This is a genomic window from Stenotrophomonas sp. INTA L402-1 (assembly GCF_059295135.1).
In genome coordinates this window covers 1-21,345 of sequence record NZ_JCAFWP010000031.1, presented here as the reverse complement: position 1 = coordinate 21,345, position 21,345 = coordinate 1, and the positions used below count along the sequence as shown (strand labels likewise).

General features: G+C 63.8%; 19 protein-coding genes and 3 tRNA genes. 5 read left to right on the top strand and 17 right to left on the bottom strand.

The annotated features are described in order from the left end of the window. Positions 1–42: 42 nt before the first annotated feature. Together AC5O77_RS16325 and AC5O77_RS16320 are read right to left on the bottom strand one after the other, a co-directional pair. Positions 43–1,395, bottom strand: a complete 1,353-nt coding sequence (locus tag AC5O77_RS16325) for a sensor histidine kinase (RefSeq protein ID WP_049399928.1) — start codon at positions 1,393–1,395, stop codon at positions 43–45. Between the two features lies 1 nt (position 1,396). Further along, on the bottom strand, positions 1,397–2,068 hold the full coding sequence (locus tag AC5O77_RS16320; protein WP_032128900.1) for a response regulator transcription factor: 672 nt from the start codon (positions 2,066–2,068) through the stop codon (positions 1,397–1,399). A gap of 145 nt (positions 2,069–2,213) precedes the next feature. On the opposite strand from AC5O77_RS16320, the gene AC5O77_RS16315 reads away from it, so the two are divergent. Both AC5O77_RS16315 and AC5O77_RS16310 read left to right on the top strand, forming a co-directional pair. After that, positions 2,214–2,981 carry a MipA/OmpV family protein gene (locus AC5O77_RS16315; RefSeq protein ID WP_494506969.1) on the top strand — a complete coding sequence of 256 codons (768 nt, stop codon included), beginning with the start codon at positions 2,214–2,216 and terminating at the stop codon, positions 2,979–2,981. A gap of 31 nt (positions 2,982–3,012) precedes the next feature. Next, positions 3,013–3,297 (top strand): hypothetical protein, encoded by a 285-nt coding sequence (locus tag AC5O77_RS16310; RefSeq protein ID WP_032128898.1) that lies wholly within the window; start codon positions 3,013–3,015, stop codon positions 3,295–3,297. Between the two features lie 44 nt (positions 3,298–3,341). Here the strand turns inward: AC5O77_RS16310 and AC5O77_RS16305 are convergent, their stop codons facing one another. Then, a complete protein-coding gene (locus AC5O77_RS16305) occupies positions 3,342–3,482 on the bottom strand; it encodes a hypothetical protein (protein ID WP_165929929.1) in 141 nt (46 codons plus the stop codon). A gap of 182 nt (positions 3,483–3,664) precedes the next feature. Between AC5O77_RS16305 and AC5O77_RS16300 the strand changes: the two genes are divergently transcribed. Further along, positions 3,665–3,997: a hypothetical protein gene (locus AC5O77_RS16300; RefSeq protein WP_182267549.1), complete on the top strand. Its 333-nt coding sequence runs from the start codon at positions 3,665–3,667 to the stop codon at positions 3,995–3,997. 98 nt (positions 3,998–4,095) lie between these two features. Here the strand turns inward: AC5O77_RS16300 and AC5O77_RS16295 are convergent. The 3 genes from AC5O77_RS16295 to uvrB all read right to left on the bottom strand — a co-directional run bounded on the left by AC5O77_RS16295 (position 4,096) and on the right by uvrB (position 6,475). Further along, positions 4,096–4,170: transfer RNA gene (locus tag AC5O77_RS16295), tRNA-Val, on the bottom strand. Positions 4,171–4,268: 98 nt separating this feature from the next. Further along, positions 4,269–4,343 (bottom strand) — tRNA-Val (locus tag AC5O77_RS16290). 107 nt (positions 4,344–4,450) lie between these two features. Further along, positions 4,451–6,475, bottom strand: a complete 2,025-nt coding sequence (gene uvrB, locus AC5O77_RS16285) for an excinuclease ABC subunit UvrB (protein WP_032128896.1) — start codon at positions 6,473–6,475, stop codon at positions 4,451–4,453. A gap of 170 nt (positions 6,476–6,645) precedes the next feature. Here uvrB and AC5O77_RS16280 point away from each other — a divergent pair, with 170 nt between their 5' ends. Then, entirely contained in the window at positions 6,646–7,140 is a 495-nt protein-coding gene (locus AC5O77_RS16280; RefSeq protein ID WP_032128895.1) for a GspH/FimT family pseudopilin, read from the top strand. Positions 7,141–7,193: 53 nt separating this feature from the next. Here the strand turns inward: AC5O77_RS16280 and AC5O77_RS16275 are convergent. The 11 genes from AC5O77_RS16275 to grxD all read right to left on the bottom strand — a co-directional run bounded on the left by AC5O77_RS16275 (position 7,194) and on the right by grxD (position 20,601). After that, positions 7,194–7,270: transfer RNA gene (locus tag AC5O77_RS16275), tRNA-Asn, on the bottom strand. Positions 7,271–7,317: 47 nt separating this feature from the next. Next, the gene (locus tag AC5O77_RS16270; RefSeq protein ID WP_317217723.1) at positions 7,318–7,725 is read right to left on the bottom strand and encodes a type IV pilin protein; all 408 of its coding nucleotides are present in this window, start codon (positions 7,723–7,725) and stop codon (positions 7,318–7,320) included. Between the two features lie 23 nt (positions 7,726–7,748). Beyond that, positions 7,749–11,507, bottom strand: a complete 3,759-nt coding sequence (locus AC5O77_RS16265) for a pilus assembly protein (RefSeq protein WP_478057096.1) — start codon at positions 11,505–11,507, stop codon at positions 7,749–7,751. 13 nt (positions 11,508–11,520) lie between these two features. Further along, on the bottom strand, positions 11,521–12,042 hold the full coding sequence (locus tag AC5O77_RS16260) for a pilus assembly PilX family protein (RefSeq protein WP_032128892.1): 522 nt from the start codon (positions 12,040–12,042) through the stop codon (positions 11,521–11,523). A 5-nt stretch (positions 12,043–12,047) separates the two neighbouring features. After that, on the bottom strand, positions 12,048–13,205 hold the full coding sequence (locus AC5O77_RS16255) for a PilW family protein (RefSeq protein WP_478057097.1): 1,158 nt from the start codon (positions 13,203–13,205) through the stop codon (positions 12,048–12,050). Between the two features lie 8 nt (positions 13,206–13,213). Continuing rightward, positions 13,214–13,711 (bottom strand): type IV pilus modification protein PilV, encoded by a 498-nt coding sequence (gene pilV, locus AC5O77_RS16250; protein ID WP_189719760.1) that lies wholly within the window; start codon positions 13,709–13,711, stop codon positions 13,214–13,216. Beyond that, positions 13,708–14,223, bottom strand: a complete 516-nt coding sequence (locus AC5O77_RS16245; protein WP_032128889.1) for a GspH/FimT family pseudopilin — start codon at positions 14,221–14,223, stop codon at positions 13,708–13,710. Before AC5O77_RS16245 ends, pilV begins: the two co-directional genes overlap by 4 nt. Positions 14,224–14,385: 162 nt before the next feature. Further along, on the bottom strand, positions 14,386–15,774 hold the full coding sequence (gene ppnN / locus AC5O77_RS16240) for a nucleotide 5'-monophosphate nucleosidase PpnN (RefSeq protein ID WP_010486098.1): 1,389 nt from the start codon (positions 15,772–15,774) through the stop codon (positions 14,386–14,388). 252 nt (positions 15,775–16,026) lie between these two features. Then, positions 16,027–19,275, bottom strand: coding sequence for a TonB-dependent receptor (locus AC5O77_RS16235; RefSeq protein WP_080355163.1), 3,249 nt, complete (start codon positions 19,273–19,275; stop codon positions 16,027–16,029). Between the two features lie 232 nt (positions 19,276–19,507). Continuing rightward, a complete protein-coding gene (locus AC5O77_RS16230) occupies positions 19,508–20,284 on the bottom strand; it encodes an SDR family NAD(P)-dependent oxidoreductase (protein ID WP_049399918.1) in 777 nt (258 codons plus the stop codon). Next, a complete protein-coding gene (grxD, locus tag AC5O77_RS16225) occupies positions 20,281–20,601 on the bottom strand; it encodes a Grx4 family monothiol glutaredoxin (protein WP_005408852.1) in 321 nt (106 codons plus the stop codon). Before grxD ends, AC5O77_RS16230 begins: the two co-directional genes overlap by 4 nt. A 121-nt stretch (positions 20,602–20,722) precedes the next feature. On the opposite strand from grxD, the gene AC5O77_RS16220 reads away from it, so the two are divergent. After that, positions 20,723–21,301 (top strand): superoxide dismutase, encoded by a 579-nt coding sequence (locus tag AC5O77_RS16220; protein WP_478057098.1) that lies wholly within the window; start codon positions 20,723–20,725, stop codon positions 21,299–21,301. Positions 21,302–21,345 lie beyond the last annotated feature (44 nt).

Here is a 21,345-nt window from a genome sequence, read left to right as displayed (position 1 = left end):
GGACGTGGCAGGTTGCCTATCGGGGATTTCCCCGCGTGGCTGTCAGCGCCGGACGGTGCCGCGATGGAAGTTGACACGGAAACTGGCGCCACCACCGGCCGCCTCGCCGACGCTGACCGATCCGCCATGGTGCTGCACGATTTCCTTCACCAGATGCAGGCCCAGGCCACTGCCGCTACCCGCTGCGCGCAGACGATGGAACGGCTCGAAGATCGCTTCACGGTCGCCCACCGGAATACCGGCGCCCTGGTCGCTGACCTCCAGCAGGCCACGTGCATCCAGGCGCACGCAGATGGTGCCGCGTCCGCCACCGTGGACGATGGCGTTGTGCACCAGGTTGGCGATCACCCGCCCCAGCGCCAGGCTGTCGCCATGGATCCACACTGGCATCTCGGGTGCATCCACTTCGAAGCCGTAACCGGCACCCACCACCAGCGGCGCCAGATCGGCGGCCGCTTCGCGCACCAGCAACGCCAGATCCAGCCGCTGCAGTGCGCCGACATTACGATCAAGTCGCTGCAGGTCAAGCAGGTGCTCGGCAACGTTACCGAGCCGCGCCACGTCGGTCAGCAGCTGCGACTTCAGCTCGCCCTGCGGCAACTGCGACAGGCGCGCCTGCACCACTGCAATCGGCACCCGCAGTTCGTGCGCGGCATCGGCGAGGAACTTGTCACGCGCGGCATACCCCTGCTGCACCTTGTCGATCGCGTCGTTGAAGGCTTCCACCAGCGGTGCGACCTCGGTCGACACCAGCTGCGCATCCAGACGCGCCCCCGGCTGGCCGATATCCAGCTCCTTGGCCTGTTGTGCGGAGCGGCGCACGCCGCGCATCGCGCGGTGGATCACGGTCGGCATGACCAGCAGCGTGATCACGATCAGCGGCAGGAAAAACCACAGCCCGATCAGGCGCAGCACCATCAGCGCACCGTCCAGCAACCCGCCCTTCGGCGCCCCACCCACCATCACCGTGATGCGCCGCCCGTCCTCCTTGCGGATCATGACCCGCGCCACGTCCAGGTACGGCGGCACCAGCGAGCCGAGTTCGGTGGCACCCAGCGTCGGCAGGCGCGCGAGCAGCGGGGCGTGGATCGCCGGAATCGTGCCGCGTTCCAGCCAGACACCCTTGTCGTCGACCGCCGCGAACCAGAGGTTGCCCCCGGCCTCGGCGTCGAGCTTGTTCCAGCGCGCCTGGTCCAGCACCAACCGCCCGCCTTCACTGTGCACGGCCTTGGCCACGGCTTCGGCCATGAACATGTCCATGCCCCAGGTGTCCTTGTCGCCCCAGGTCAGGATCAGCGCAACAACTGCGAACAGCACGGTGAAGGCCTGCGCCAGGAACAACCGCCAGGCCAACCCCAGCGTGATGGAACGGATCGGACGTGTCGGACGCGCCATCTCAGGCCTCCGCCAGCAGGTAGCCGACGCCCCGGATCACATGGATTTCAACGCCCGCCCCGGCCTGCTGCAGCGCCTTGCGCAGCTTGGAAATGTGCGCATCGAGCGCATTGGACTGGATCTCATCGTCGAAGCCGTACACCGCGGCCTCCAGTGCCGTGCGGGTGACCGTGCGCCCCTGGCGCATCGCCAGTGCCTGCAGCACCAGCACCTGGCGCCGCGGCAGCGCCAGCGGTTGGCCCTCCACCTGTGCCTGCAGCGATTCGAAGTCGAATTCCAGCCGGCCCAGATGCAGGCTCGGTGTCACCATGGCCGAGGGCCGCCGCGAGACAGCACGGATCCGCGCCATCAGCTCCTCGATCGCCACCGGCTTCACCAGGTAGTCGTCGGCACCGACATCCAGGCCCTCGACCTTGTCTGACAACCTGCCCTTGGCCGTCAGCATGATCACCGCCAGGTTCGGGCGCAGCGCGCGTGCGGTGGCGACGAAAGCCACGCCATCGCCATCGGGCAGCTGACGGTCCAGCAGCATCAGCTGATGCACCGGCTCGCGCAGCGCAACCGCGGCTTCGGCCAGGCTGCCGACCACGTCGGCGACCACGCCCTGCCGCTCCAGGCCCGACTGCAGGGCTCGGGACAGATCGGGATCGTCTTCGACCAGGAGAATGCGCATCAGGGGCTCGGCTACCGGAAACGGTGCCGATCATAGTGCCTGGCGCCAGGTTTGGGCGTCTTCGTGTGCCAGTTGCGAAGGCGCAATGTTCTGACAATGTTGTGCCCGCACCATGCACAGCCATCCCCCGCAAAGTGGTTGATCGATGCCGTCGCTGTCCCCGACCCTGCTGCGCCCGTTGCTGTTCTCCGCTGCCATCGGCCTGCCGTTGATCACCCACGCCGCCGACCGGAACCCGGGCGTGCAGGCCGGTATCAGTGCCGGCGCGACCCCGGGGGCGTACGCCCACTACGACGTCAAGCCGCTGGTCGTACCGTCCATTGCCTGGCAGGGCGAGCGCTTCTTCGCCAGCCCGGGCTCGCTGGGCATGTACCTGTACAAGCGCGAGGGCCTGCGCCTGTCGGCGGCAGTCACGCCCTACACGCTGCGCTTCAAGACCGACGACGTGAACGATCCTCAGCTGCGTCGCCTGCACAGCCGGCAGATGTCGGCCATGGCCGGCATCAACGGTGAGTACAGCGCCGACTGGGGCATCGTCGAGGCCAGCGTGATGCGCGAGGTCACCGGGCACGGAGGTGGCATGGAGTCGCGCCTGCACTACAGCTATCCGATCCAGGCCGGTCGCTTCACCTGGGTGCCCAAGGTCGGCGTGGTGCACTCCAGTGCGCGCCTGCTCGACTACTACTACGGCATCACCGACGAAGAAGCGCTGCGCTCGGGACTTGCCGCCTACAACCCGGGCAGCGCGACATCACCGAGCCTGCAGATCGCAGTCAGCACGCCCTTGGGCACGAAGTGGCGCGCGACCGGCGTCGTCGCCAACCAGTGGTTCGGCGATGCAGTAAAGGACAGCCCGATGGCCCGTCGCGGTACGCAGACGTCGGCCTTCGTTTCCCTGATGCGCTCGTTCTGATCGAGCGCCCGCAACGGACAAGGACCCCCCCATGGCCTCCGTCTCCCCTGCTGCTGAAGCGCACGCGATCCTGCGTGCCCCCGACCTGGACAGCGCCGAGCGCGTCTACCTGGGGCTGCTGCCCGACCTGGAACACGTGAACGCGCTGACGCGCCGCGCACTGGGCCTTTCGCGTGCTGCCGATGCGGCACGCGGCTACGCGTTGTCGATGACGCTGGTGGGATTGCGCCTGCAGGAACTGGAGATGGGCGAAGCGACCGCAAAGGAACATCGCCAGGCCACGCTGCGCAGCCTGCGCCAGGCCTTCAGCGCCTGAGCGCAGGCCAGCGACGCCGCCGGTGCCGCAGGCAGCGGGAAGACTCAGCGGAACGTGGTCCACGCCAGCACTGCCGCCAGCAGGGCCACCCAGATCACCGCCTTGAAGGTACCCTCCAGCATGTTGCCGCCGAACAGCAGTTCGATGATGGGATTGGGCCGGGAAACCGGAACGTGATCACTCATGCGGCAGCTCCTTGCAGTGACGGCGCGATTGCGCGGTAGACCGGAGTCTACGCCTGCACGGCCCGGATTCATCGCCCCCCGGCCGTCTTTGGCGGTTCAATTCCGGCCTTCGTCGCAGGCCGGCTGCAGCACCCCACATGTCATGCCAGCCTGCGTGCACTTTCCCGCTGGAGCACCGTGCCATGCCGATGCTTGCCCTGATGCTGCTGCTCTCCAGCCTGTTCGGCGCTGGCAACGGGCCCACTGAAGAGGCCCTTCGCAGCCAGATCCTGCGTGCCGAAACCCAGCAGCCTGACGTCGTACGACAGGATTGCGGTTCGCCCTCCCTGCTGCTTTACCGGCTGCGCCAGGACCGGGTCCTGAGGCTGGCCAACCAGCCCCTGCAACACGAACCCGGCGTTGCCCAGCCCACGCGTGGTGCAACGGTTCGCGTCGCCCAGCTCTGGGAGCGCGTGGACGGTCACTGGAAGCTGCAGCGGATGATCAGCATCGAAGACCTGGTCGTGCAACGCTGACCATATGGAACCGTGATCGATGCCTGAAACGAGAAAAGCCGGCACAAGGCCGGCTTCCGTCGTGATCCACCGCTGCACCGGCAATGCCGGGAGCCAGGTGGTGGGCGGTACAGGGTTCGAACCTGTGACCCCTACCATGTCAAGGTAGTGCTCTACCGCTGAGCTAACCGCCCATCTTGTTCTTGCCGCCCGAAAGCTGGCCTTGCTACGTAAAAACCCGGCGCCAGGGCCGGGCTTTGCAGTTCACGACAGCCCCCTTCCAGGGACTTCGTGGTGGGCGGTACAGGGTTCGAACCTGTGACCCCTACCATGTCAAGGTAGTGCTCTACCGCTGAGCTAACCGCCCGTTTTTGCTTCTGAACGTCCGCGATTGCGTCGGTGCAGGCCGCGTATATTACGGATGCCGGCCGTGAAGCGCAACACTTTTGTGAAGAAGATGCTGCACTGCCGCGTTCAGCCCAGACTCGCTTCCTTCAGCTGCCGGATCTGGTCACGCACGCGGGCGGCATCCTCGAATTCCAGGTCCTTGGCGTGCTGGTACATCTGCTGCTCCAGCGCCTTGAGACGGGACGCCAGCTGGGCCGGACTGAGCGATCGATAGTCACTCCCCTCCTCGGCAACGCCGGGCCTGCCTTTGCCCTTGCCCTTCTTTGCTTCCTTCTCGGCCGCATCGGAGCGCGCACCTTCCAGCACGTCGGTGATCGGACGCGCCACCGAGCGCGGCACGATGCCGTGCTGCTCGTTGTACTCGACCTGCTTGGCGCGACGACGGTCGGTCTCGTCGATCGCCGCCTGCATCGAACGGGTGATCTTGTCCGCATACAGGATCGCCTTGCCACGCACGTTGCGGGCGGCACGGCCGATGGTCTGGATCAGCGAGCCGGTCGAGCGCAGGAAGCCCTCCTTGTCGGCATCCAGGATCGCCACCAGAGACACCTCGGGCATGTCCAGGCCCTCGCGCAGCAGGTTGATGCCCACCAGCACATCGAACTTGCCCAGGCGCAGGTCGCGGATGATCTCCACGCGCTCGACCGTGTCCACGTCCGAGTGCAGGTAGCGCACGCGGATGCCGTGCTCGGTCAGGTATTCGGTGAGATTCTCGGCCATGCGCTTGGTCAGCGTCGTGACCAGCACACGGTCACCGGCCTTGATGCGCGCGTTGGCCTCGCTCATCAGGTCGTCAACCTGGGTGCCCACCGGGCGGATCTCCACCACCGGGTCGATCAGCCCGGTGGGGCGTACGACCAGTTCGGTGATCTCGTCACCGGCCTCGCGGTACTCATAGGGGCCTGGCGTGGCCGACACATAGATGCTGCGCGGGCAGCGCTCTTCCCACTCCTCGAAGCGCAGCGGCCGGTTGTCCAGCGCCGAGGGCAGCCGGAACCCGAACTCGACCAGCGTCTCCTTGCGCGAACGGTCGCCCTTGAACATGGCACCGATCTGCGGAATGGTCACGTGCGATTCGTCGATCACCAGCAGCGCGTCGGCTGGCAGGTAGTCGAACAATGTCGGCGGCGGTTCGCCGGCGTTCTTGCCGGTCAGGTGCCGGGAGTAGTTCTCGATGCCGTTGCAGTAGCCGACCTCGGCCATCATTTCCAGATCGAACTGGGTGCGCTGCGCCAGGCGCTGCGCCTCCACCAGCTTGTTCTGCGCGTACAGCTGCTCCAGGCGCTCCTTCAGCTCGACCTTGATCGTCTCGATCGCCGCCAGCACACGCTCGCGCGTGGTCGCATAGTGGGTCTTCGGGTACACAGTGAAGCGCTGCATGTTGCGCAGGGTTTCACCCGTGAGTGGGTCGAACAGGGTGATCTTCTCGACCTCGCCATCGAACAGTTCAAGGCGCAGCGCCTCGCTGTCCGACTCGGCCGGGAACACGTCGATCACTTCGCCGCGCACGCGGAACGTACCGCGCTGCAGCTCGTATTCGTTGCGCGTGTACTGCAGCTGGGTGAGGTGGTTGATCAGGTCGCGCTGGTCGATGCGCTCGCCCTTGGACAGGATCAGGCGCAGCGACAGGTAGTCTTCCGGCGCCCCCAGGCCATAGATTGCCGACACCGTCGCCACCACGATCGCGTCCGGGCGCGACAGCAGGGTCTTGGTCGCCGCCAGCCGCATCTGCTCGATGTGCTCGTTGATCGAACTGTCCTTCTCGATGAAGGTGTCCGACGACGGCACGTAGGCTTCCGGCTGGTAGTAATCGTAGTAGCTGACGAAATACTCCACCGCGTTGTGCGGGAAGAACGCCTTGAACTCGCCATACAGCTGCGCCGCCAGCGTCTTGTTCGGCGCCATGATCAGCGTCGGCTTCTGCACGTTCTGGATGACGTTGGCGATGGTGTAGGTCTTGCCCGAGCCGGTCACGCCCAGCAGCGTCTGCTTGGCGATGCCCGCTTCGAAGTTGCTGGTCAGCTTCGCGATGGCATCAGGCTGGTCGCCCGCCGGCGAATACGGCGAGACGAGTTCAAAACGGTCGCTCATGGTGGTGCCAGTTCCCGGGAGTAGTGAGTATACGGGGCATGGAGTGACGGCCCGCTGAGGGGTTTTCGGGCAGGTGAGCGCGGCGTTGGCTGATGGTGGCGCCTAGCTGGACAAGGGAGGCTGGACCCATGCGCCACCTCCCCTTCCCCAGCCCTACCGCACCGCGAGGCATGCATCTGGTCGAACTGTTGGCGGTCGTGGCAGTGATGGCCGTGCTACTGGCGGCCGGCTGGCCCTCCCTGCAGTCCCTGCTGTTGCGGCAGCGCGCCGATGCCCTGCAGTTGAGCCTGCATGCGGGTCTTTCCAGTGCTCGCAGCGAAGCCCTGAGGCGGCGCGAGCTGATCGGCGTGTGCGCCAGCGACGATGGACTGCACTGCATCAGCGACTGGAGCATCGGCTGGATCGTCTACCGGAGCGGCACCCGCCGAGGATCGCCGTCATCATCCGACATGGTATTGACACACCAGCGCGGGCGTTCCGACGTCCTGATCCTGGCCCAGGCGAGCAGTGGCCGCCCGCAACTGTTTTTCCAGGCCGATGGGCGGAGCCCTGGTGCCAATCTGACCCTGCGCATCTGCGCCGGCAGCCGCCTGCATGGCAAGCTGATTGTCAACAATGGCGGGCGCACACGCAGTGAACGCACGGACCGCAACATGCCCTGCTGAACATCCACGCAAGAAAAACAAAAGCCGCGATTTCTCGCGGCTTTTGCAGTATCTGGCGCCCGAAGTTGGACTCGAACCAACGACCCCCTGATTAACAGTCAAGTGCTCTAACCGGCTGAGCTATTCGGGCGGGGAGGCGCATTGTACTGACCGTTTACCGGAAGATCAACACCTGACTTACCAACAGTCCGAAAGGGCCGCTTCGGCTGTCTTGCGGTTGGCCTGGTCCAGGCTCAGCTTGCCGCAGCTGTCCTTGGTCTGCGTGCCCTGCGGCGTGGCGGTGATCGTGAAGGTTGTGCCGTCCCCCTTGTACGCCAGGTTGTAGCGGGCCGTACCACCTTCGCGTGGCGAGACCTTGCTGGGCAGCGCAAATCCGGCATAGGAATTGTTGCTTGAGTGGTAGCGCTCGGCACGCTGCGCATACTCGGCCATGTCCGCCTTTACAACTGCTCGATGCGATCGCCTCACGTAGCTCTGATAGGAGGGAATCGCGATTGCCGCCAGGATGCCGATGACGATCACCACGATCATCAGCTCGATCAGCGTGAAGCCGGCCGCACGACGAGGCGAGGAGACAGCAAACATGTGATGGGTTCCTTGCATCGGAATCATTGCAGCTGGCGCCAGGACTGGCGACCGCAGGGATAGGGCAGATACAGCGATTGGCTGCCGGCGGCGCCCACCACCATCCAGCACGAGCTGCCCCCGGGCGGGCCCTCCTTGCCGGTGCCAAGACGCGGCAACACTGACAGCGATACGTCCCTGATCGGGGCAGTGCCCTCGCTCTTCAGCAGAATACCTGCCGTGCCCGCTGCTGGCTTTTCACCCTTGGGCGATCCGGCCCGGACATTCTCCAGCGCGGCCGCGCCGGTCAGCGACGAGAGACCAAACAGCCAGTTCGAACCACTCGTCGAGCAACCCACGGATTCCAGATTGGGGACATACGTAGGCAGGAACATGATGCCGCTGACGAGCAATGGGTTGCCGACGAACCGCTCTCCATTGGTTGTGGGAAGACTGACCATCCAGCCACGCGCATTGGCAGGCGCAGTACCTGCAACGATCTTGCGCGCCTCCGCGCCGGTTGCTGGTGTGGCGGCCGTGTAGGGGACGAGATTGGAAGCCGTCAACGTCGTCGCAACGCTCTTTCCAGCAAGGTCGTTGACCGCATACAGCGCCTGCTGTGTCTTGTCGTCCTTGTCCGAGTAGAACGAGAAGCTGCCCGTACCGAAGTACAGCATCACGCCACCAGACGGCCCGGTCGCTGCCGTCATGCCGCCGGTGATGGGCTGGCGATAATTGCGCCCGCCCGTATCCTGGCTGACCTGGGTGGTAAACACGGGAGTCGACAACGCGGTGTCCTTGCCGTCGGTCAGATCGAACTTCCAGACCGCACCTCGCTGGTCGGCTGCATAGACGGTGTCCGCCAGCCCATCCCGGCCACGCACGTTCTGGTTATCGCCTCGCCAACGATCCACCACCACAACGTTGCCCAGGCCATTGTCACCACTGATACCGTTTGCAGCAGTTCCTTCAGCCGCCTCGATCATCCGTGCACTGCCAGTGGCCATGTCGACCACGAACAGCACCGCCTTGCGACTGAAACTGTTGTAGCCGTTGCCGAAGATCGCCTTCCAGGCAATGCCGTTGCCTTCCTTTACAGGAACGATTACTGGCTTGCCCAGCACAAACCCGATGTTGTTGCGCACGTTCTCGGGCAACGACGCATTGATGTCATTGATTTCCCACAACACTTCGCCGGTGCCGAAGGAACCCGGAGCACTCACATCCAATCCGAACACTGAGCGACCGCCCGCACCGGCGGTGCCGACCAGCGCTGTCTGCCACGTGCTTCCATTCAAAATGTCGGAGACCGTGATCGGTCCATCGACGTAATAGCGATGACGGAAGGTCTGGTCCTTGCTGTCCGGCTTGAAGGGGAACAACAGATTTGCCATGTGGCCCAGCGCAGTTGCGGGAATATAGGCGAAGCTCTCGGTGCCACCGCTGCTGTCCATCTCACCCGAGGCACCCATACCACCGTCGAAGGCATGCAACATGCCGTCGTTCGCGCCCACGTACACCATGTAGCGATGGCCCTTCGCCTTGGTATCGAGATACTTGGCGTAGCTGACCGCATAGCTTCCACCAAGCTGGCGATAGCCATAGTCGTCAATCGGCGAACTCACCACGGGTGCGGATGTGACGATGTCACCCAGCGGTGTCGCGCGGTCACGGTACTTGCCACCGTTGCGCTTTTCCATCGATGCATCCGCCTTCAGATAGCGGATGGCCGTGCTCAGGTCAGCATCAATGTCCTTCAACTTATCCTGGCTGCACACCAGCATCGTGGCGTACTTGCCATCCGGCTTGCTGCACAAGTCGGTCAGGCTGATCGTACCCGCCCCAAAGTCGACGACGGTGCCCGCCTTGTTGGCGACAATGCGACGACCACTCGAGGACAGCTTGGCGGACGCCTCCCAGGCCTCACTGAACACAGCGACCTGTTCACCAGTGATCCTGACGGTCGAAGCCTTGAGCTTGCTCGACCAGTCGGTCGCACCATTGCGGATGTCGTAGCTGGGCGTTACCGACAGCGAGCCTGCACCAATGCGGGCGCCGGTCATGCCCAGTGTTCCAGACGGTGACTTGCCGGCAGTGATTGATTCCAGCACCCGGCGCATTGCAACCGTCACGTCATTGGGCGTCTGCGCATTGATGAACTCACCGCGGCTGTTCAGCGCGGCGTGCCAGATTTCGTCGACAACCGTGCCATCGTCAACCTTTGCAGGATCTGGATTGCTGTTCCAATCAGGAGGATTCTTGAAAGGGTCCGCAGTCGCAGCGGGATTGACACCATAGATGCGCCCTTGCGCACCCAGGGTCACGCCGTAGAAGTTCATATGCAGGTCAGTCTGGCAATCCAGCCGCTTCCAGTCTGCACTGCTCTTGTCCAGTGACGCGCAGCGCTCATCCACTGGCACCTGGCCCTTTGCGAATCCGGTACCCGAACGCAGCGGGGTCTTGCTACCGGAATAATAGGCGGCCGTGATGTCCGCCATGGTATTGCTGTAACCATCCGCGAATGGAACGCTGGGAAGATCGGTGGTATTGACCCCATCGGCATTACCAAACGATCCATTCGGCACATTACCGGAGTTGGTGTAGCCGTCAGTGAACAACATGCCACCATTGCGCTGGCACGCCCGCATCACCGGCGCGCCATCATCAGTACGTCGGAACTGTTCTGCCAGGTACTCCACCGCGCGACGGTTGGGCGTGCCGCTGATCGGCTTCAGGCCGTATATCTGCTCGTACAGATCGCTTCGATTGGTCACCAGATCATGCATCTTCACGTCTTTCAGGACATTGATCGTGAAGTAGCCCACGCGCATGTTGTCGACGCCATACAGAGCCTCCGTCGATGCACCGATGATGGCGAGCGTGCGATTGCGGTGATACTGGAACCAGTTGGCGAAATTCTGGATCGCCAGACCGTACGCCCCGTCGATATTGTAGTTTTCGCTCTTGATCTGGTAACGACGAAGATTGCACTTTGGACCACAAGCACCTGCGATCACCGGGCGATTGGCATCGTCGCTCTTGTAGCCATAGGGAGCGGGCGCATTCTCTGGAAGATAGAACGTCGCCGGGAAGTACTTCACACCGTACTGAACCGCGGAGCTGATATCCCGCGCAGCCGTGCGCCAGCTGCCGCTCCGGTAATACTCGTTACCGGTGTCGGCGAGATTCGGAATCCGCATTCCGTCAACGAACTGGAAACCCTCTGAACTCGACGCACGGGTCGCCAGCATGTTGTACAACTGAAGGTTGCCCGCAAATCCGGTGCGAGGGTCAACGCGCACCTTGTCAAGGACTGCGTCGGCCCAGCGTGTCCCGTCAGCCTTTATCCATGGCTTATAGGTGACAGCAGGGTTGTAATAGCTCGCATTGTAGACGTGCGAACGTGCGAACCCGAAGATGTCCAACGGCGGAATCGCACGGCCGTACGAATAGCGTTCGTTGTAATCGGAATGTGGATACAGATAAAGATAGCAATCGACCGAGCTGCTCGTGCAATCACGGCCAACACTGTAGAAGCTGCCATCATTGTTGAAGAAGCTGCCCGTTGACGAGTTGAAGATCAGACGCCCATCGCCCCCTGGAAACATGCGCTCAAAGGTCATCGAGTTGGAGTCGTCTACCGCCATGATGAACGCTGGCGGCGTCTGCACCTGAACGTTCATCGGCTCCTGGGCCAACACCCCCTGCGCCTGTGCCGCCATCAGCGTATGCACCAGATAGCCGCCGGCGGCCAAGACGGCAAGGCCAACGCCTGCCAGGATTCTGCGATTGCGCGTGTTCATGGGCTCCCCAGCCTCACAGCTTGAATACGGTATCGACCGCCGAACGCGACGTCGCGTCGGAAGTCGTATCACTGGCATACGTCGTGATCTGGTAAACCGGCGTTGCTGTCTCCAGCGGCTTTCCCATGTCCAGCGCCCCCTCTCCCTGGATGCAGCCCTGGATCTGCCGGACCTTCACCGCCGGCTTGCTGCCCAGCTTGGTCTTGGCCACCCAGTCGGACGGATCGAAACCATCGTCGCAGCGTTGATCGATGTCGGCGGAACTGACCATCGGGTTGTCACCCGCTGACTGTCGGTTGGCGATTTTCTCGACTGCATTTTCCGCCCCGCGCGCAGCCCCCTCGGCGTTCTGGAACGCCAAGCTACCAGCGCGGTAGCCCGATGCCATGCGCTCCTGCATGCCTGCCACCTGCATGCCTATCACTCCCAGCAGGGCCAGCAGAATCAACAGGATCAGCGAAATGTACAGCACCGCACCACGCTGGCGGGCAGGACCAGAAAAAGGGCGACGCGAAAAGCGAGTGATTGGTCGCATGGTCGTCAGTTCCCGAACAGGCGGTTGCGGAGCGCAACGGAGACTTCATAGGCCCCGCGATGACGCTGGTCATAGGGATCACCCGGCGCGATGGTCACCCCGAGCACTCCAAGATAGTTGTCGGCCGCACCCGGTGCTTCGGCCGAAGCACGCTGCGGACTCCTGGCCAGCAGACCGACCTGCACCATCCCGACACGTCGCCACGCGGCGGTTGCCGTTGCATCGGTAGCGGTACTGACGCTGCTGGCTACGCGCTGATCGACGATCCGCCCAGTCGGCGGCGTGGCCAGGGCGATATCGGTCGTCGCATCCAGGCCATACAGGACCTGCATGTTCTCGATGCCCTCCACCAGCTCCTCGCCCGTGCCATAACCACCTGCGCCATTGGCACGTGCCCTGAACAGCGATGGCTCATTGTTGCCGTTGGTCGCGATGTAGTACACCAGGCCATCGGCGCGGTACAGCATGGTCATTGCGTTGTTGACCGAGTAACCCGTCAGGTCGACCTTGTCCACCTTTACCGTAGAACCTGTGATGGCGCCCGAGAACACGTCGGCGCGGGTGCAATCTGCAAGCGCGAATACGGCGGGAGTACCTGCGGCGTTGGCCTTGAGACGCGCCATGCCGTCGCTGGACACTGTCAACGTGGTGGCGGTGCCGTCCACGCTTGCCGAGGCAAGCACGGCTCCCTCCGGGCTCAGCAGCCGCAACACGAGAATGTCGCTGCCGGGCAGCGGCTTCGGCTTCAGATCGGTGATGCTCTTGGGCACCGAGCCTGCGGCACTCCATGCCCGGCCCAGGGTCAGGGTGTTGGTCGGCGCGGTGCCGGCAGCTTCATAGCCTTGTACCGGTACAGAGAAGTCCAGAGGATCACCGCTGCCGGAAGCGATTCCCAGGTTGTAGCGGACATCGCCCGTGTTCTTGATCACATGTGCCTGGTCGTTCACGCAGCCGAAGTGCCCGGCCATACGCAGGTCACGCTGCAGGAAATCCAACGCGAAACGGGCATTCTCCTGGGTCCGGGCAGCGCCCTCGGACAGGCGCGAAGCCGCGCGGGACGCAATGAATATCTGGGTGATGCCCAGCATCAACACCAGGCCGATGACCATGGCGATCATCAGTTCGATCAGCGACAAGCCGCGGATTCGCGAAGACGGACTCATGGGCACGTTCACAGGAAAGTGGTCAAGCCAAAGGTGGTCAGGCTGTCGGGATTCTCGGGGTCCCAGCGTTGGTCCCCCCACGTGATCGCGACGCTTACCTGACCGGTACTCTGGGTGAACTTCACCTCCGCGCTGGCCTTTTCGCCAAGCGTTTTGACGACCTCGCACTGCCATCGCGCGACATTGGTCTTCGGCGTCACCGCAGCACCGGTTGGCCAGGCGCACGCGCCCTTCGCGGTCACCGAGCCGGCCGAGAACGAAGCGGCGGAGTAAGCACCTCCGGCCAGGGTATCGGTGCGCTGGGCACGCATCAGTTCGATCAGGTCATTGGCCAGATTGGTGGCCTGGGTGCGGTAATTCGCACTCTGCACAAAGCGGACGTTGGTGGTCTGCAGCAAGGCGAAGCCCAGCAGGCCGAACGCCAGGATCAGCATGGCCACCATCACCTCGATCAGGCTGAAACCACCCTGCGAAGAACGCGGGCCGGCAAGCTTGCGTCGGCTCATGAGCAGGTTCCCTTGGTCGCCCGGACCTGGCCGGACTGGTTGATCGTCAATGTACTCTTGGGCTCACCGGTCTTGCAGGTGTCCGGCGACAGCACCAGCGTCTGGTCCGCAGCCGCCCTGCGACGGCCGCGACCGTCGAACGCGATGGTCGCACCCGCGGGCCCCACCACACTCAACTGCGGGTTGCCCTGCGAAAACCGCAACACGGTATCGGTGCCCCCCAACTGGCCATCTCCATCGAGATCCGACCAGGCCAGGACACCCTTGGACCATTCGCCATCGCAACCGGTGCCATCGGTACTGCCACAGACACCACCACCACGGCTGTTGCGGATGCCTTCGCCTCTCGCCAGGCCTGTCAGGGCAATCAGTTCATTGTTGGCGGTCGCCAGGCGGTTCGAGCGGATCATTCCGCGGAAACTGGGATAGGCGATCGACGCCAAGATCACGAAGACGGTCAACGTGACCATCAACTCGATCAATGTAAAGCCGTTTTGCCGGCGCAAAGACATTGGACGCTCCCCAGCGTGTTGATGGCCACGATGGGCCATCGCCCTGCCACCGGCAAGCGGCGGCAGGATGAACGGTCATTCCGGGGTGACGGGCGTCAACACCTTGACGGCCCGCCCTCCCCCTGCCTGTCCCGGCGCGATCCCCATCGCGCCGGCGCAGGCTCAGGCCAGCACCTGGTAGCAGGGCTGGTATTCGCCGGAGATCTTCATCCGGCGCTGTTCGACGAAGGCGCGCAGCAGCGCGTCCAGGGCCTGCATCATGTCCGGGTCACCGTGGATCTGGAACGGCCCGAACTGCTCGATGCGGCGCATGCCGTCTTCCTTCACGTTGCCGGCAACGATGCCCGAGAACGCCCGGCGCAGGTCGGCCGCCAGCGCGTGCGGGGCACGTCCGTGGTGCAGGTCCAGCGCGGCCATTGCCTCGTGGGTCGGCACGAACGGCTGCTGGTACTCCCACGGAATCTCGATCGACCAGTTGAAGAAGAACGAGTCCTTCTGTGCCAGGCGGTGCTCACGCACGCGCTTGATGCCGTTGGCCATCTTCTTTGCCACCGCCACCGGGTCGCCGATGACGATCTCGTAGCGCTCGGCGGCTGCATCGCCCAGGGTCAGGCGGATGAAGCGATCGATCTGCTCGAAGTACGGCGCTGCCACCGTCGGGCCGGTCAGGATCAGCGGGAACGGCAGGTCCTTGTTTTCCTCGCGCAGCAGGATGCCGAGCAGGTACAGGATTTCCTCGGCGGTGCCGACGCCACCGGCGAACACGATGATGCCGTGGCCGATGCGGACGAAGGCCTCAAGGCGCTTCTCGATGTCCGGCATGATCACCAGGTGGTTGACGATCGGGTTCGGCGACTCGGCCGCGATGATGCCCGGCTCGGTCAGGCCGATGTAGCGCGTCACGGTGCGGCGCTGCTTGGCGTGGGCAATGGTGGCGCCCTTCATCGGGCCCTTCATCGCGCCTGGACCGCAGCCGGTGCAGATGTCCAGGCCGCGCAGGCCCAGCTCATAACCCACCTGCTTGGTGTACAGGTACTCGTCGCGCGAGATCGAATGGCCACCCCAGCACACGACCAGGTTCGGGTCGCCCGGGTTGAGGATGCGCGCATTGCGCAGCAGGCCGAACACCGCGTTGGTGATGCCCTCGGACGACTCCAGCTCGGCCGCGTAGGCCGGGCCCATCTCGATGGCCATGTAGGCCAGGTCACGCACCACGGCGAACAGCAGTTCGGCGACGCCGCGGATGATCTCGCCATCGACGAAGGCCATCGCCGGTGCATTGACCAGGTCGATGCGCACGCCGCGATCCTGCTGCGCCACCTGGATGTCGAAATCGGGATACAGATCGCGCGCCGCGCGCGGATCGTCAGAGGCGCTTCCGCTGGTCAGCACGGCCAGCGCGCAGCGCCGCAGCAGCTCGTGCATACCGCCGGCAGAGGCATCGCGCAGGCGGGCCACTTCGGCCCGCGACAGCACATCCAGCCCACCGCGCGGGTAGATCCGCGCGTCCTGCACCGGCAGTGCACGGGCTGATTTTTCGTTCGTGGTCATGTCCAATTTTTCGCTTCCTTCAAGGTTTCCGACTGTACTGCCGCCCCCTTAAAAAGCAAAACGGCCGGGAAGCCCGACCGTTGGATGTGTGCTTCCCGCGTTCGCCTTTCCGGGACCGCATCGGCGGCGTTGGCACCGCGCACATTTCCGGATGCTACGCCGATGCCAGGTGACCTGCAAGGACTTTCGCATGAACGGAAAACGGCCGGGTTTCCCCGGCCGTTTTCACTTACTGCTTCAGGCTCTGATGGATCAGAACTTGTACTTCACGGTCAGCTGCATCGACCAGCGCGACACGGCGGTGTTGCCCTTGTCGTTGTTGTTTTCCTGGATCGACGAGTTGTCGGTACGGCCGGTGAAGTTGTACAGGTACTTGCCGGTAGCCGGGTCGATACCCGAGTAGTTGGCAACGCGACGGGTGGCGTAGAAGCCGTAATCGTCGATCAGACCCCACTTCTTGTTGAGCAGATTGCCGACATTCATGATGTCCAGCGCGATCTCGCCCTTGTGGGTCTTCGCAAAGCCCGGGAACTCCTGGCTGATGCGGACATCGAAGCTGTTGACCCACTTGGCGCGGTGCGCGTTGGCCGGGACCACGCTGCCACGGTAGGCATCAAGCTCCGGATTCTGCGCCAGCCATTCGAAGAACTTCTTCTCCATGTCGGCGCCGCCGGTGAAGATCACGTCACCCGGGCCCTTCGGCACGTAGAACAGATCGTTGGTGCCTGCGCCGTCGCCGTTCACGTCGTTATAGAACACGTAGCTGTACGGACGACCCGAACGGCCTTCATAGAACAGGCCGACGCGGGTGGCATTGTCACCGAAGAAGTTGTGCTTCCACTCCAGGGTACCGGTGATGCGGTCCTTGATCGCATAGCGCGAGTTGTACGCAACGTTGTCGTTGGCGTTCAGGCTCAGCGTGTTGTTCCAGTTCGAGGTGTTCTGCGAGCTGGACAGCGGGCTCACTTCCTTCGCCTGGGTGTAGGTATAACCCAGCGACCAGCCCCAGTTCTCGGTCAGCGGCTTGGCCAGCGAGAACGTAGCCTGGGAACCACGACCCTTGTCGGTGTTGCGCAGCAGGATCACGTCGCCGATATCGCTCGGACGGTTGACACGGTCACTCGGGCAGGTCTGATCGGTGGCCGAGCAGGCACGACCGTTCTTCTGGCCAGCCTGCATGCCGTTCGAGCCAGCATTGGCACCGTTCATGCCGTAGTCGTTCCAGTACAGCGCACGACCGTCCTGACCAACCGAGCGGTTGGCGTTCGGGGTCATGACGTCCAGACGATCGAAGTACAGACCATCCTTGACCTTGGTGACCAGCAGCTCGGCCGACGCCACGATGCCGTACCACGGCAGTTCGTGATCGAAGGCCAGGTTGGCCTTCCAGACCGACGGCAGGCGGGTACCGGGAGCGATCAGGTCGACGTTCTGACGTGCCGAAGCAAGCGACGGGTCCGGGATGAACGGATTGTCAGCATCGAAGCTGAAACCACCCGGATTGCGGGTCAGGTTGTACTCGGCGTAGTTCAGGCCGGTGTTCTGGTAGGCACCCGCCAGCCACACGTTCGGGGCAGCACCGCCGAACAGGCCCACGCCACCGCGCAGCTGGGTCGGACGGTCGCTATCGAAGGTGTAGTTGAAGCCGACGCGCGGCTGGAACAGCTTCTTGTCGACCAGCTTGGTGTTGTTGAAGCCGTACAGCTGCTCGATGCGCGGGTTGTACAGGCGCTGGGTGCTGAAGTCCGGCATGTCAACGCGGACACCGAACATCAGGCTCAGGTTGTAGTTGATCGCCCAGGTATCCTGGATGAACAGACCCGTGTTCTTCAGGTGGAACTTCGCCGGAATGTCATCCAGGCTGCCACCAGCACGCGGCACGCGCACCTGGTACGCGGACGGGGTGCCGGCTTCAAACGCAGCCAGGTTGGCGAACTCATACGCGCCGTACAGGTTGCGACCGTAGAAGTTCATCAGGTCGTTGTCGGTGTAGTCAAAGCCGAACTTGACGGTGTGGTCACCGACATACCAGGTACCGGCACCGAAGGCGCTCAGTTCCTTCGACTCCACCAGGTTGGTGTGGGTGTTCTGCTCGGTACCCAGGTACAGCGAATTGTTGTTGTCGAAGCGGACGCGGATCTGCGGCAGGTGCGAAGCGGCAACGCGGTTGGACGAGTAGTCCTTGTGCGAGACCTTGAACTCGGTCGAGAAGTTCTCGGACCAGTCACTGAACAGTTCACCCATCCAGGTCTCATACTCGGTCGGCTGGGTGTACCAGAAGTCACTCAGCGAAATTTCGCTGTTGCTGACCTTCGGGAAACGCACCACGTCCTGCTTCATCTTGTTGTAGCGCAGGGCCGCACGGTGGTTCTCGTTGATGTTCCAGTCCAGCTTGACCGCGTACTCTTCGATCTCGGTCTTGTTGTTCAGCGCACCGACGCCGCCGACCTGATAGCCAAGATCGGACATGCGCTTCTGGACGCGGGCGATATCAGCATCGCTGATGCCGCCAGCCTTGTTGTAGGGGCTTTCGCCAAGGCTGACGCCGCCACCGCTACGCTCGTACTTTTCGTAGTTGGTGAAGAAGAACAGCTTGTCCTTGACGATCGGGCCGCCGAAGGTCATGCCGTAGGTCTTCTCGTCCTTGAAGCCGTTAAAGTCCTGCTTGTCACCTTCCAGGCGCGAACGGACCATGTCCTTGTCGCGGTACGAACCGTACACGGTGCCGTGGAATTCATTGGTACCCGACTTGGTCACGGCGTTGATCACCGCACCGGTACCACCAGCGATGGTGGTGTCGTAGTTGGCCAAGTCGATGTTGATTTCCTGGATGGCGTCCATCGACACCGGCTGACGCTCGGTCGGCAGGTTGTTGGAGCCCAGGCCGAACGGATCGGAGGCGCTGATGCCGTCGATTCGGATGGCGTTGTAACGGGTGTTCTGGCCACCGGCCGAGATCGCGCCGTCAGCCTTGCTGACCTGCGAGATGCGCGGGTCCAGGCGGATGTAGTCCTGGATGTTGCGGTTGGCCGACGGCAGCGCGTCCATCGTTTCGCGCGTCACGTTGGTGCCGCTGCCCATCTTGGTGGCGCTGAACAGGTCCAGGCCGCCGGCGGTGGCGACAACGTTCACGGCGTCCAGGTTGGTGGCGGCCAGATCGCCGCCGAGGCTGGCGTTGACCGTGTTGACCTGGTTCAGGTTCAGGTAGACACCTTCTTCGGTCTTGGTGCCTTCACCGGACTTGGTGATGGTGATGGTGTACGGGCCACCCACGCGCAGGCCGCGCGCGTTGTAACGACCCGACGCGTCGGTGGTGGCACGCGAAACGGTGCCCGACTCGGTGTGGGTGATGGTGACTTCAGCGCCAGCGACAGGCTGGCCTGCAGAGGACATCACCTGGCCGCCGACACCGGCAGAGGTGCTCTGGGCGAAGGCGGGAGCGGCGGCGAGCGCAGCCACGAGACCAAGGGTGAGCTTGGACATCCGGAGTGGGTGGGTCATTTTTCGGTAGCCTCGATGCGAGTTGGCGATGGCGGAAAAAAAGCGCATCCAAACAGCCCTGCGGGTGGCTGGTCGGACATTTATCTGGGGTTCCCTACCGCTTGGCTGAAGGAAGCCACAACGGTTAACACTAGATTAACACGCTACGCCATCAATGTGACGGTTGTGCGACAAACGGCACCGGATCGCAACGCAATCGTGACGAGTTCTTCACTCCGCCTTTCCCCGGCGCTCACTCGGCCGGGGACGCCCCGCTGGCATCGAGAATCCGGCCGCGCCAGGTGGCGCCAGCACCGGACAACAGGGTCACGGCCGCAGCGGCGGCGGCCTCCGGGCCTTGGGCGGCCGGGTCCTGATCTACGGAATACGCCCGGGCCCGCAGCGCCGTGCGCAGTGGGCCGGGGTACAGGCCACTGACCCGTACCGGGCTGCGGCCGAGTTCGTCGTGCAGGCTGGCGATCAGGCCACGCAGGCCATGCTGGGCCACACCGTAACCGCCCCAGTAAGCCTGCCCGACCCGGTCGGGGGCATCGACCGCAAACACCAGCGCCGCATCTTCGCGCTGCCGCAGCAGTGGCAGGCAGGCCTGGGCCAGCCAGGCCGGCGCGGTCAAGGTAACGTGCACCGCACGGGCGAAACTGGCCGGGTCGGCCAGCTCGAACGGGGTCAGGCCCGGGAAGTGGGCGGCACAGACCAGCAGGCCGTCCAGCCGCCCCAGCTCGCGCTGCAGGGCCTGGGCCAGCTCGGCATAGTCATCCGGGCCAGCGCCTTCCAGATCCAGCGGATACAGCAGCGGCTCCGGGCCAACGGCCTGGACCTGGGCGTAGACACGGTCGAGGCGGCGCGGCTTGCGGCCCAGCAGGACCACGGTGGCACCGGCTGCTGCGGCCGCAACGGCCGCCGCACTACCCAAGCCACCGCCGGCGCCGGCAACCAGCACCACGCGATCCTGCAACGGGCGGCCATCGAGCGCCCCGTCGGTCGGTGACGTCGATGGCCAGGCACTCATCCCTGTGTCGCCTCTTCGACGATGCGCTTGAGCTCGCCGGCTTCGAACAGCTCCAGGACGATGTCGCAGCCGCCGATCAACTCACCGTTGATGAACAGCTGCGGGAACGTCGGCAGGTTGGAGAATCGCGGCAGGTTGGCGCGGATCTCGGGCTCTTCCAGCACGTTGACGGTGCGCAGGGTGACCGCGCCGGCCGCCATCAATGCCTGTACGGCGCGGCTGGAGAAGCCGCACATCGGGTATTGCGGGGTGCCCTTCATGAACAGCACGAGCGGGTAACGATCGACCTCGGCCTGGATTTGCTGCATTACCGCCACAACCTGACTCCTTGCTTCGCCGGACAAACCGACCGCGGTGGTCGGCTAGACTGCCCACGGTAGCCGCCATTGTAAGCCGATGGAACCGGCTGCCGCCGCCCCTCTGGCCACGAACCTGTCCATGCCTGTCGAATTGCCTGCCCTTCCCTACCTTCCCGGCTCCCTGCAGCCGCACCTGTCCGCACAGACCCTGGAGCTGCACCACGGCCGCCATCACCGCGCCTACGTGGATGCGGTCAATGCCGGCATCCTCGGCACCGAGTGGGAAGAGGCGTCACTGGAAGAGATCGTCCGCCATGCCCAGGGCAAGCTGTTCGATGCTGCCGCCCAGGCCTGGAATCACGGCTTCTACTGGCAGTGCCTGCGTCCGCGCGGCGGCGGTGAGCCGCAGGGGCGGCTGGGCGAGCTGGTCAAGCGCCAGTTCGGCGACGTGCAGCGCCTGCGCGAGGAGTTCAACCGCACCGCACTGGGCCTGTTCGGCTCGGGCTGGGTGTGGCTGGTGCAGCATCCGAGCGGGCAGCTGGGCCTGCAGGCCACTCGCAATGCAGGCACCCCGCTGACCGGCGAGAGCACGCCACTGCTGTGCTGCGACGTCTGGGAACACGCCTACTACACCGACTACCAGAATGGTCGCGCGCGCTATCTGGACGCGTTCTGGCAGATGGTCAACTGGGAATTCGCCGAGAGCCAGCTGCGCTGAGGGGGGCTCGGCCACGGGGTAGTGCCTGTCTCTTATACACATCT

Bases quoted from the DNA above. Each gene is read 5' to 3' on its own strand.
- AC5O77_RS16325 (WP_049399928.1), bottom strand. From the start codon at position 1,395: ATGGCGCGTCCGACACGTCCGATCCGTTCCATCACGCTGGGGTTGGCC.
- AC5O77_RS16320 (WP_032128900.1), bottom strand. From the start codon at position 2,068: ATGCGCATTCTCCTGGTCGAAGACGATCCCGATCTGTCCCGAGCCCTG.
- AC5O77_RS16315 (WP_494506969.1), top strand. From the start codon at position 2,214: ATGCCGTCGCTGTCCCCGACCCTGCTGCGCCCGTTGCTGTTCTCCGCT.
- AC5O77_RS16310 (WP_032128898.1), top strand. From the start codon at position 3,013: ATGGCCTCCGTCTCCCCTGCTGCTGAAGCGCACGCGATCCTGCGTGCC.
- AC5O77_RS16305 (WP_165929929.1), bottom strand. From the start codon at position 3,482: ATGAGTGATCACGTTCCGGTTTCCCGGCCCAATCCCATCATCGAACTG.
- AC5O77_RS16300 (WP_182267549.1), top strand. From the start codon at position 3,665: ATGCCGATGCTTGCCCTGATGCTGCTGCTCTCCAGCCTGTTCGGCGCT.
- uvrB (WP_032128896.1), bottom strand. From the start codon at position 6,475: ATGAGCGACCGTTTTGAACTCGTCTCGCCGTATTCGCCGGCGGGCGAC.
- AC5O77_RS16280 (WP_032128895.1), top strand. From the start codon at position 6,646: ATGCATCTGGTCGAACTGTTGGCGGTCGTGGCAGTGATGGCCGTGCTA.
- AC5O77_RS16270 (WP_317217723.1), bottom strand. From the start codon at position 7,725: ATGTTTGCTGTCTCCTCGCCTCGTCGTGCGGCCGGCTTCACGCTGATC.
- AC5O77_RS16265 (WP_478057096.1), bottom strand. From the start codon at position 11,507: ATGAACACGCGCAATCGCAGAATCCTGGCAGGCGTTGGCCTTGCCGTC.
- AC5O77_RS16260 (WP_032128892.1), bottom strand. From the start codon at position 12,042: ATGCGACCAATCACTCGCTTTTCGCGTCGCCCTTTTTCTGGTCCTGCC.
- AC5O77_RS16255 (WP_478057097.1), bottom strand. From the start codon at position 13,205: ATGAGTCCGTCTTCGCGAATCCGCGGCTTGTCGCTGATCGAACTGATG.
- pilV (WP_189719760.1), bottom strand. From the start codon at position 13,711: ATGAGCCGACGCAAGCTTGCCGGCCCGCGTTCTTCGCAGGGTGGTTTC.
- AC5O77_RS16245 (WP_032128889.1), bottom strand. From the start codon at position 14,223: ATGTCTTTGCGCCGGCAAAACGGCTTTACATTGATCGAGTTGATGGTC.
- ppnN (WP_010486098.1), bottom strand. From the start codon at position 15,774: ATGACCACGAACGAAAAATCAGCCCGTGCACTGCCGGTGCAGGACGCG.
- AC5O77_RS16235 (WP_080355163.1), bottom strand. From the start codon at position 19,275: ATGACCCACCCACTCCGGATGTCCAAGCTCACCCTTGGTCTCGTGGCT.
- AC5O77_RS16230 (WP_049399918.1), bottom strand. From the start codon at position 20,284: ATGAGTGCCTGGCCATCGACGTCACCGACCGACGGGGCGCTCGATGGC.
- AC5O77_RS16220 (WP_478057098.1), top strand. From the start codon at position 20,723: ATGCCTGTCGAATTGCCTGCCCTTCCCTACCTTCCCGGCTCCCTGCAG.